Raw genomic sequence first — 9,410 nt, 5'->3', positions numbered from 1 at the left:
GGCTCCCGACGCCCTGCGACTCCGCTTGCGGCGTTGTCGTCAGTCAACGACGCTCCTTCCCCGAGCTCTCGGCTTCGCTCGACCAGGGGAGACCCCATCCGATTCCTTCCTCCGCCTTGCAATCGAAGCGCATGACGCCGCTCGCTGATCCGCTCCCTATCGTGGGGGAGGTCGTTACAATTCAAACGACTCGGCATCCGCTACGAGATACGCGCCGATCTCCATCTCGGCCTGCTTCAACTCTCCTGCAGCATCATCTGCTTGAGGCGACTCCGAACCTCACGATCAGTTGGTCCACTGCGCGGAGGGAAGTCGCGCCCCGTACTGACGGCGCACCGGCACTTTCTACGGGCGGTAGCGCAGTGGATGGTCCTCCGGTACTTCCACCACGACGATCCTGTGCCCGTCCGGATCGCGGATCCACATCTCGACGAGCCCCCACGGCTCGTGCACCGGCGGCCGCAGCACCTCGACGCCGCCCGCCGACACCTCCTCGTGCGCCGCCCGGACGTCCGCGACCTGCAACCACAGTTCGAGGCCGGGCACCGGCGGTGTGGTGGCGCGTCCGGAGACCTCCAGGAAGCCGCCGCCGAGGAAATAGACCGTGCCCCGCTCGGGGCCGGTGCCGAACTCCCGGTAGACGGGCAGCCCGAGGGACTGGCCGTAGAAGATCCGTGACCGCTCGGGATCGGCCGGACGTAACAGGATCCGGCTGCTCAGCACATGAACCATGCGTCAAATTCTAGGTCCGGAACACGCGGGTTACCCTGCTTCGGCACGGCCGCATCAGAGAAACGGAGAGCCACCACCATGGACACAGCCCCTGCCCAGGACTCGGGACAGCTGACCTTCCGCGATGCGGCCGACGCCGATGTGCCGGCACTCGTGACGCTGATCGAGTCGGCGTACCGCGGGGACTCCAGCCGGGCCGGATGGACCACCGAGGCGGACATCCTGCAGGGGCAGCGGACCGACCCGGACGGTGTCCGCGAAGTCGTCGAAGCGCCCGGCAGCCGACTGCTCGTGGTGGAGCGCGACGGTGCGCTCATCGCCTGCTGCCAGCTCGAACACCGCGGTGACGCCGCCTACTTCGGGATGTTCGCGGTCCGTCCCGAGCTGCAGGGAGCCGGTCTCGGCAAGGTGATCATCGCCGAGGCCGAGCGCACCGTCCGGGAGAACTGGGGGGTGACCGAGATGCACATGACCGTGATCTCGGTGCGCGAGGAGCTGATCGCCTGGTACGAGCGCCGCGGCTACCGCCGTACGGGAAAGCTCAGCCCGTTCCCGTACGGCAACGACCGCTTCGGCGTCCCGCAGCGCGACGATCTCACGTTCGAGCTGCTGATCAAGGACCTGGTCTGACCGGGCCGGCCATCAGGCGGTGAAGCGGCCGGCGCGGCGGATCTCCGGGTAGTCGGTGGTCGCGCCGTCCAGCCGCAAGGCGCGTACCAGCCGCAGATGGTCCTGGGTGTTCACCACCCAGCCGATGACCCTCAGTCCTTCGGCGTGCGCCTGCTCGACCACCTCCAGGGTGAGGCGGCGGATGTTCAGCGCCAGCGTCGCCGCGCCCGCCGCCTTCGCGCGGTCCACCACATCGCTCCGCCAGCGGCTCGCGATGAGTACGGTCCGTACCCCCGGCACCAGTTGGGCGATCTCGGCGACCGCTTCGTCGTGGAACGACGACACCTCGACCCGGTCGACGAGACCGCGTCGCAGCATCACTTCGGCCAGCGCGCGGGCCGCGGCCACATCCTTGATCTCAGCCTGCACGGGGGACCGTACGGCGTCGAGAACCTCTTCGAACACCGGCACCCGCTCGCCCTGCCCGGCATCGAGTTCACGCAGCTCGGACAGGGTCTTCTCGGCGATCGGACCGCTGCCGTCCGTCGTACGGTCCACATCGGCGTCGTGCATGACGGCGAGCGCGCCGTCCTTGCTCAGATGAAGGTCCAACTCGATGGCGTCCATCCCGGCCCGTTCCGCACGGACGAACGACCGCAGGGTGTTCTCCGGCTCGACACCCATCACTCCGCGATGACCGATGGTGAAAAAAGACAAGGCAACTCGCTTCCGTCGACGGCGTCTTCCCGCGTGCGGCTCCTACCCACGACGCACTGCGGCATTACGGCAATTCGGCAGCCCAATGATCCACCCCCGAGAGAGAACCGCTCGGACGAGGGGGAGTGGCGCAGTGTGCCGGCCGGTCCAAGTGGCGCGAAGGGCGGATGCCGTCCGTCCTACCGGCAGGCGGCCGTGCCTGGCGAGCTGTGTCACTCATGCGTGGGCGCGCCCTGCATGGCCCGACCGATCATGTGTACGAGACCGAGTGGACCGGCAGCGCCCACAATGGGCTCGGCCGACGGAAGCGTTTGCAGGGAAGGTTCTGCGCAGGAAGAATCACGGTGACCATGGGGGTCGGCAGGATAATTTTCTGAGCCCCACTTGTCCGAAGGAACCACAAATGGATACGGTTGCTTGACGCGAGGTTCTCCTGTGGAGGAAGTGTTATGACGGAAATTCTTGTGCACGACGTTGCCGCAGGCGACATAGCTACGGACCAGCGGGTGGTCGATCAGGCCGCCTGGCCCGCGCTCAAGAATGCCGTGGAGGAGATCCGCCCCTGGCAGTCGAAGGACGGTTCCATCGACTTCGACGCCGAGGGTGCGCCGTCCCGGGCAGCCGCCCGGGAAACGCTGGACCGCGTGATCGCCGCGGTCGAGGAGCTCGCCCCGCTGCTTCCGCACGACGCCGCATACCACCGCGCCCTTGTCACGGACCTGCGTCGCTGGGCCACGGACGGCTTCGGCGTGCCGGACTTCCTCGACTCGCTGCTCGCCTTCCAGCCGGCCAAGGACCGCACCGACGGGCTTCAGCACCTGGTCGTCTTCGCGATGTACACACAGAACGGCAACCCGGACCGCAACCTCGAAGCGGTCGTGCTGCGGATGGTCTGGCCCGAGTGGCTGGCCGAGCTCGAAGCCACCCGCTACGACAACCCGCTCTTCTGCGGCATCACCTTCGAGGGCTTCACCTCGGGCTACGACACCAACTCCGCGGTGCTCTTCCCGGAGACCGTCGCCGTGCGCGAGGCCCCCGAGCGCTTCAGCTGGGGCGGGATCTTCTGCGACCGCGAGGCCGCCCGCTTCCGCCGGGTCACCGAGGCGTCGGTCGATCTGCTCGGCGTCGAGCTGCCCGACGACATCCGCGAGATGGTCGGCGACCAGCAGCGCTGTGAGCAGGCATTCGTGCTCTGGGACTTGGTTCACGACCGCACCCACAGCCACGGCGACCTGCCGTTCGACCCCTTCATGATCAAGCAGCGCCAGCCGTTCTGGATGTACGGGCTCGAAGAGCTGCGCTGCGACCTCACCGCATTCAAGGAGGCCGTGCAGCTGGAGGCCGACGGCTTCCCCCAGGGCCGCGACGTGCAGTACGCCGTGCTGTTCGACCGGATGTTCCGCTTCCCCGTCACCGGCGAGCGCGTGCGCAACTACGACGGCCTCGGCGGCCAGCTGCTCTTCGCGTACCTCCACAAGCACGATGTGATCCGCTGGACCGACAACAGGCTGACGATCGACTGGGACCGTGCCCCCCAGGTCACCAACCAGCTCTGCACCGAGATCGAGAAGCTGTACCGCGACGGCATCGACCGCCCCAAGCTCGTCCACTGGTTCGCCGCGTACGACCTGGTCTCGACCTACCTCGCCCCGCACCCGGGCTCCCGCTGGGCCAAGGGCCCGGACGCGCTGGATCTCTCCCAGCCGCCGCGGAAGCTCGTCGACGACGTGCTTCCGGACGAGTTTCCCCTGAGCATGTTCTATGAGGCGCTCTCCAAGAAACTGAAGAACGTGATCGCCTCGACCAAGGGGATCACCGCCGCGGATGCCGAGCGGGCAGCCGCGTGAGCGCCGGGGTTAAGGAGGCGGTGGTCATGAACGGAAATGGCAAGGGCAACGGGAGCGGTGCTCTCGAAGGTGCCGTGGTCGCGGTCGCCGGGGCCGCGGGGGCGGCCGGCCGGGCCACCCTGCTGAGGCTCGCCGAGGCCGGTGCGACCGTCGTCGCCTCCGACGCCGATGCCACCCGCCTGGCCGAGGCGGTCGATGCCGCGCGCTACGCCCACGGCGGCGCCACGGTCACCGGTGACACGGTCGATCTGCTGGACCTCGCTGCCGCCCGTGAATGGGCGGACAAGACGGAGAAGGAATTCGGCCGGATCGACGGCCTGGTCCACCTCGTCGGCGGCTGGCGCGGCAGCGCCAGCTTCGCCGAGACCGACCTCGCCGACTGGAACTTGCTGGAGAAGCTGCTGATCCGCACGGTCCAGCACACCTCGCTGGCCTTCCAGGAGGGTCTGCAGCGCAGCGACCGGGGTCGCTATGTGCTGATCAGCGCGGCCGGGGCAAGCAAGCCCACCGCGGGAAACGCAGCCTATGCCGCGTCGAAGGCGGCGGCCGAGGCCTGGACGCTCGCGCTCGCGGACTCCTTCCGTAAAGCGGGGGGCGACGAAGGTCCCAGGACCGCGGCTGCGATCCTGATCGTCAAGGCACTGGTGCACGACGCGATGCGCGCCGAGCGCCCCAATGCGAAATTCGCGGGCTTCACCGACGTCAAGGAGCTGGCTGATGCCATCGCCGGCGTCTGGGACCGGCCCGCCCCGGAAGTGAACGGAAAGCGCCTGTGGCTGACCCCACAACCGTAAGGACCGACGCGCGACGCCACCACGACCCGCAGGTACGCGGCTTCGCCAGTGACAACTACGCGGGCACGCACCCGGAGATCCTCGCGGCCATCGCCCTCGCCAACGGCGGTCACCAGATCGCCTACGGCGAGGACGACTACACCGAGCACCTCCAGCGCGTCATGCACAGTCACTTCGGTCCGACCGCAGAAGTCTTTCCGGTCTTCAACGGAACCGGTGCCAACGTCGTCTCGCTCCAGGCGATGACCGACCGCTGGGGCGCGGTGATCTGCGCCGAGTCCGCCCACATCAACGTCGACGAGGGTGGCGCCCCGGAACGGGTGGGCGGCCTCAAGCTGCTCACCGTGCCCACTCCGGACGGCAAGCTCACGCCCGAGCTCATCGACCGGCAGGCGTACGGCTGGGACGACGAGCACCGCGCCATGCCGCAGGTCGTCTCGATCGCCCAGAACACCGAGCTGGGCACTGTCTACACACCCGGCGAGATCCGCGCCATCTGCGACCACGCACATGGCCACGGCATGAAGGTTCACCTGGACGGGGCCCGCATAGCCAACGCCGCGGCGTCACTGGACGTACCGATGCGTACGTTCACCAACACCGTCGGTGTCGACGTCCTCTCCTTCGGTGGCACGAAGAACGGGGCGATCTTCGGCGAGGCCGTGGTCGTCCTGAACCCGGACGCCGTCCGGGCCATGAAGCACCTGCGCAAGCTGTCGATGCAGCTCGCCTCGAAGATGCGTTTTGTCTCTGTACAGCTGGAGGCTCTGCTTGCCGGAGACCTGTGGCTGCGCAACGCCCGGCACGCCAACGCCATGGCTCAGCGCCTCGCGGAGGGCGTGCGTGCGGTGGACGGGGTGGAGATCCTCCACCCCGTCCAGGCCAACGCCGTTTTCGCCCGGCTGCCGCACGAGGTGAGCGAGCGGCTGCAGAAGCGCTTCCGCTTCTACTTCTGGGACGAGGCCGCCGGTGATGTGCGCTGGATGTGCTCCTTCGACACGACGGAGGACGATGTCGATGCATTCGTCCTCGCGTTGAAGGAAGAGATGGCGAAGTAGCCATAGCTGAATAGATTTGCGGCCGACTGGAAATTCATTGACATCCGGTCGGCCGCATGCTTATGCTCGGCTGCCATGCCATGGAGCTGATCCAGCAAGTTCCGGAACTCGAAATCCCACGCTCCGGCCGCCCTCCTCCGTGCGGCGGGCATCCCGACTGCCCTCTGCTGCCAGAGGCTCGGCGAGAAGAACGGGGATCCGGGCCCCGTGTACGGGCTGATCGCGGTTCGGCTGCCCGGCCGCGACCGCTGGGACCGTCAGGGCCCCCTGGGGCAACAAGCCGGGTGCCGATGCCCACTTCTCGTTCGGCGAGGAGCGGCCGGCACGGTCCGTCCGGAGTTCAATGTAGTGGACTATCCAGTACTCTATACAGCGCCACATCCGGCGGTACTGCGCGGCCTCCGGTCCGCCGAGGACCGCCCGCAGTTGTGGTGCACTCTCCCCGCAGCGCTGTGAGATCCCGTCCCGACGCAAGGCAGCCGATGACCCTGACGTTCACCATCTCCAACGACGTACGCACCCTCGCCCCCGGCTTCACCCACCTCGCGGTCGAAGCGCGCGGCCTGGTCAACGGGCCCAGCAACGAAGACAGTTCGGCCCTGCTGGACGATGCCGCCCGACGGCTCGTCGAGCGGCTCGACGGCCGGGCCCCGCACGAGGACCCCCACCTCGCCGCCTGGCGCGACACCTACACCGCCTTCGGTGCCAAGCCCTCCCGCACCCGCAACTCCGCAGAAGCCCTGGCCCGGCGCGCGCTCACCGACGCCGGGCTGCCGCGCATCAACCTCCTGGTCGACCTCTACAACGCCATCAGCGTCGCCCACCTGATCCCGGTCGGCGGCGAGGACACCGACCGGATCAACGGCACCATGCGGCTCGTACGTTCCACCGGTCAGGAGCCCTTCCCCACCGTCGCCGGCGGTGAGGAGGCCGTGGAACACCCCGAGCCCGGCGAAGTCGTCTGGTGCGACGACGAGGGCGTCACCTGCCGTCGCTGGAACTGGCGGCAGGGTGTGCGCACCCGGCTCACCGAGGAGTCCGTGAACGCCGTGTTCCTGCTGGAGCGCCTCGCGCCCATGACGATCGGTGAACTCGAAGCCGCAGGCGCCGAACTCGCCGAGTGGCTGGAGAAGCTGAGCCCCGGGGCGCGGATCACCGTCGGCACCCCGGAGTGATATTTCAATCGTGGCCGTGAGCCGGTCGCGTCAGCTCTTCTCGCGCACCTCGGCGGGCGTCGGAGCCGTACCGCCGAGGTGCGATGGAACCCACCAGGTGTCGCTCGCGTCCTTCGGGCGCACGGGATAGGCGCGCTGAGCTGCTTCGAGGAGCTCCTGGACCCGCTCCCGCAACCGCCGGGTGATCGCGCCCGCGTACTGGTCGGTGGGTGCCTCCATCGGCTCGCCGACCCGGATCGTCACCGGAATGTGGTTGCGCTTGAGATTGCGCGGCCGGCCCTTGGTCCACAGCCGCTGCGTCCCCCACAGTGCGATCGGGATCAGCGGTACGCCGGCCTCCTGGGCCAGCCGGGCAGCGCCCGACTTGAAGCTCTTCAGCGTGAACGACTGCGAGATCGTGGCCTCGGGGAACACGCCGACGATCTCGCCGGAGCGCAGCGAGGCCAGAGCGTGCGCATACGCGTCCTCGCCCTGCTTGCGGTCGACGGGGATGTGCTTCATGCCGCGCATCAGCGGGCCCGAGACTTTGTGCCGGAAGACCGATTCCTTCGCCATGAAGCGAACAAGACGCTTCTGCGGCAGCGCCGCGAGCCCGGTGAAGATGAAGTCCAGATAGCTGATGTGGTTGCTGACCAGTACAGCGCCACCGGTCTTCGGGATGTGCTCGGAACCCTGAGTGTCGATCTTCAGGTCAAGCGCCTTGAAAAACGAACGAGCGGCGCCGACGACCGGCCGATAGACGAGTTCTGCCATCTGGAGAAGACCCTTCTTCAGCGCCTGGGGAGGGTTCTCCCGGCGGAAGTTACGCAGCCGTAGGTTTGCGGCATTGCGCCGATCGTGCCCCATGCGCGACGCGGTGGCCAGTCTCCGAGGGCGCGGGCCGCGAGATTCTCGTCACGTGGAACCGCCGGGAATGTCTCGGTGCCCGGTGGTGCTGATCTCCTGCGAAGAGCATCTGACGGGAGGTCGAAGGTGGACGGGCAGACACGCGAGGGAATACTGGACGTGGCCCAACTCGGCGCGGAATTGGGCGAGCGGGCAACTCTTGTGCAGTTCTCCAGCGCGTTCTGTCAGCCCTGCCGGGCCACCCGCCGCATTCTCGCAGAGGTGGCGCGCATGGTGGACGGCATCGCCCATGTCGAGATCGACGCCGAGGCGCATCTCACTCTCGTGCGCGAACTGAAGATCAGCCGGACGCCGACCGTACTGGTCCTCGACGCCACCGGCCGGATCGTCCGCCGGGCCGTCGGACAGCCGCGCACCGTCGACGTCGTCGCCGCACTGGGGCAGGCGATGTGACGGACCGTGATGCATCTCCCACATTGCGGAACGCTCTTGACCGCACCCACCACGCATCGTCACTCTGACGCTATGCCCCCAGAGCTCCTTCTCTTCGGCCGGGTCCATGTGGATCTCGTCCGCAACGCGAGTGCGCGCTGTCCGGGTGCGTGAGCAACCACGGCCCCGTACGCCTCCTCCGCAGAAGGACATCTCCATGACGGCTTCGCCCGAGCTCGGTACCTCCCGCACGGCATCCCCCGATCTCCTCCGCTCGGTCTTCCGGCAGCACGCCGCAGGTGTGGCAGTGATCACCGCCGCAGGTGACCGGCCGGTCGGCTTCACCGCAACGTCTCTCAACTCCGTCGCCGCCGAGCCGCCGCTGATCTCCTTCGGTGTGGGGACCTCGTCCTCCAGCTGGCCGGTCGTGGCCGAGGCCGAGCACATCGGCGTCCACATACTCGGTGAGCACCAGCAGGAGCTGGCCGCCACTTTTGCCCGCAGCGGCGCCGACCGTTTCGGCCCGTCCACCTATTGGCGCAGTGGGCCCGAAGGCGTGCCGGTGCTCGACGGTGTGCTGGCGTGGCTGGTCTGCCGCGTGGTGGCCCGGATCCCGGCGGGGGACCACCGGATCGTGATCGCGGAGGCCGTGGTCGGCGACCCGGCCGGAGGCGGTCGTCCACTGCTCTATCACCAGGGCCGTTTCACCGCTCTGCGGGACTGAGAACTCCCAAACGGCACACGGGTGCCGCACGTTGGCCAGATCACAGTTCCAAGCGCTTGCTCATGGGTGAAACACTGGGTGTACTGACTAGTAATATTTCCTTCGGAGCATCGGTCGCCCCGGCCGGAAACCGCCCCATCAGGCGCCTATGCTGCGTGCAACAAGGCAGCCCAGAAATGACGATGCAGTAGGAGAGCCGGCGTGAGCTTGAGGATCGTTGTCTGTGTGAAGTACGTGCCCGACGCCACCGGCGACCGGCACTTCGCCGATGACCTGACGCTGGACCGTGAGGATGTCGACGGTCTGCTGTCGGAGCTCGACGAGTACGCGGTGGAGCAGGCGCTGCAGATCGCGGAGGAGTGCCGGGGGGGCGGTGCCGACGCGGAGGTCACCGTGCTGACGGTGGGTCCGGAGGATGCCAGGGACGCGTTGCGCAAGGCGTTGTCGATGGGTGCGGACAAGGCTGTTCACGTCGA

At 67.8% G+C, this 9,410-nt stretch carries 11 protein-coding genes; 8 read left to right on the top strand and 3 right to left on the bottom strand.

Annotation, left to right across the window (positions count from 1 at the left end; all coding sequences use genetic code 11):
- Nucleotides 1–345 precede the first annotated feature (345 nt).
- Nucleotides 346–732: a VOC family protein gene (locus tag ABTZ94_RS33770; RefSeq protein ID WP_351206655.1), complete on the bottom strand. Its 387-nt coding sequence runs from the start codon at nt 730–732 to the stop codon at nt 346–348.
- A 78-nt stretch (nt 733–810) separates the two neighbouring features.
- On the opposite strand from ABTZ94_RS33770, the gene ABTZ94_RS33765 reads away from it, so the two are divergent.
- On the top strand, nt 811–1,362 hold the full coding sequence (locus ABTZ94_RS33765; protein WP_351206653.1) for a GNAT family N-acetyltransferase: 552 nt from the start codon (nt 811–813) through the stop codon (nt 1,360–1,362).
- Nucleotides 1,363–1,374: 12 nt separating this feature from the next.
- On the opposite strand, the gene ABTZ94_RS33760 is transcribed toward ABTZ94_RS33765, so the two are convergent.
- Nucleotides 1,375–2,025 carry a glycerophosphodiester phosphodiesterase gene (locus tag ABTZ94_RS33760; protein ID WP_351206659.1) on the bottom strand — a complete coding sequence of 217 codons (651 nt, stop codon included), beginning with the start codon at nt 2,023–2,025 and terminating at the stop codon, nt 1,375–1,377.
- A gap of 482 nt (nt 2,026–2,507) precedes the next feature.
- Between ABTZ94_RS33760 and ABTZ94_RS33755 the strand changes: the two genes are divergently transcribed.
- The 4 genes from ABTZ94_RS33755 to ABTZ94_RS33740 all read left to right on the top strand — a co-directional run bounded on the left by ABTZ94_RS33755 (nt 2,508) and on the right by ABTZ94_RS33740 (nt 6,932).
- Nucleotides 2,508–3,905: a DUF6421 family protein gene (locus ABTZ94_RS33755; protein WP_351206651.1), complete on the top strand. Its 1,398-nt coding sequence runs from the start codon at nt 2,508–2,510 to the stop codon at nt 3,903–3,905.
- Between the two features lie 26 nt (nt 3,906–3,931).
- Nucleotides 3,932–4,699: an SDR family NAD(P)-dependent oxidoreductase gene (locus ABTZ94_RS33750; RefSeq protein ID WP_351206649.1), complete on the top strand. Its 768-nt coding sequence runs from the start codon at nt 3,932–3,934 to the stop codon at nt 4,697–4,699.
- Complete coding sequence (locus ABTZ94_RS33745; protein ID WP_351206647.1) at nt 4,678–5,757, top strand: threonine aldolase family protein; 1,080 nt, start codon at nt 4,678–4,680, stop codon at nt 5,755–5,757. Before ABTZ94_RS33750 ends, ABTZ94_RS33745 begins: the two co-directional genes overlap by 22 nt.
- 482 nt (nt 5,758–6,239) lie before the next feature.
- Nucleotides 6,240–6,932 carry a B3/B4 domain-containing protein gene (locus ABTZ94_RS33740; RefSeq protein ID WP_351206645.1) on the top strand — a complete coding sequence of 231 codons (693 nt, stop codon included), beginning with the start codon at nt 6,240–6,242 and terminating at the stop codon, nt 6,930–6,932.
- A gap of 30 nt (nt 6,933–6,962) precedes the next feature.
- Here the strand turns inward: ABTZ94_RS33740 and ABTZ94_RS33735 are convergent, their stop codons facing one another.
- Entirely contained in the window at nt 6,963–7,685 is a 723-nt protein-coding gene (locus tag ABTZ94_RS33735; RefSeq protein WP_351206657.1) for a lysophospholipid acyltransferase family protein, read from the bottom strand.
- Between the two features lie 219 nt (nt 7,686–7,904).
- Between ABTZ94_RS33735 and ABTZ94_RS33730 the strand changes: the two genes are divergently transcribed.
- From ABTZ94_RS33730 to ABTZ94_RS33720, 3 genes are all read left to right on the top strand, one after another.
- Nucleotides 7,905–8,231 (top strand): TlpA family protein disulfide reductase, encoded by a 327-nt coding sequence (locus ABTZ94_RS33730; RefSeq protein WP_351206643.1) that lies wholly within the window; start codon nt 7,905–7,907, stop codon nt 8,229–8,231.
- A gap of 196 nt (nt 8,232–8,427) precedes the next feature.
- Nucleotides 8,428–8,934 (top strand): flavin reductase family protein, encoded by a 507-nt coding sequence (locus ABTZ94_RS33725; RefSeq protein ID WP_351206641.1) that lies wholly within the window; start codon nt 8,428–8,430, stop codon nt 8,932–8,934.
- 201 nt (nt 8,935–9,135) lie between these two features.
- Nucleotides 9,136–9,410: electron transfer flavoprotein subunit beta/FixA family protein (locus ABTZ94_RS33720; protein WP_502967354.1), on the top strand; the 275-nt coding region annotated here is incomplete at its 3' end.

It is taken from the genome of Streptomyces sp. NPDC002785 (assembly GCF_040295565.1).
In the GTDB taxonomy this organism is placed as follows: Bacteria; Actinomycetota; Actinomycetes; order Streptomycetales; family Streptomycetaceae; genus Streptomyces.
Note: the sequence above shows the minus strand (reverse complement) of the source record. Positions and strands in the feature narration are given on the sequence as shown.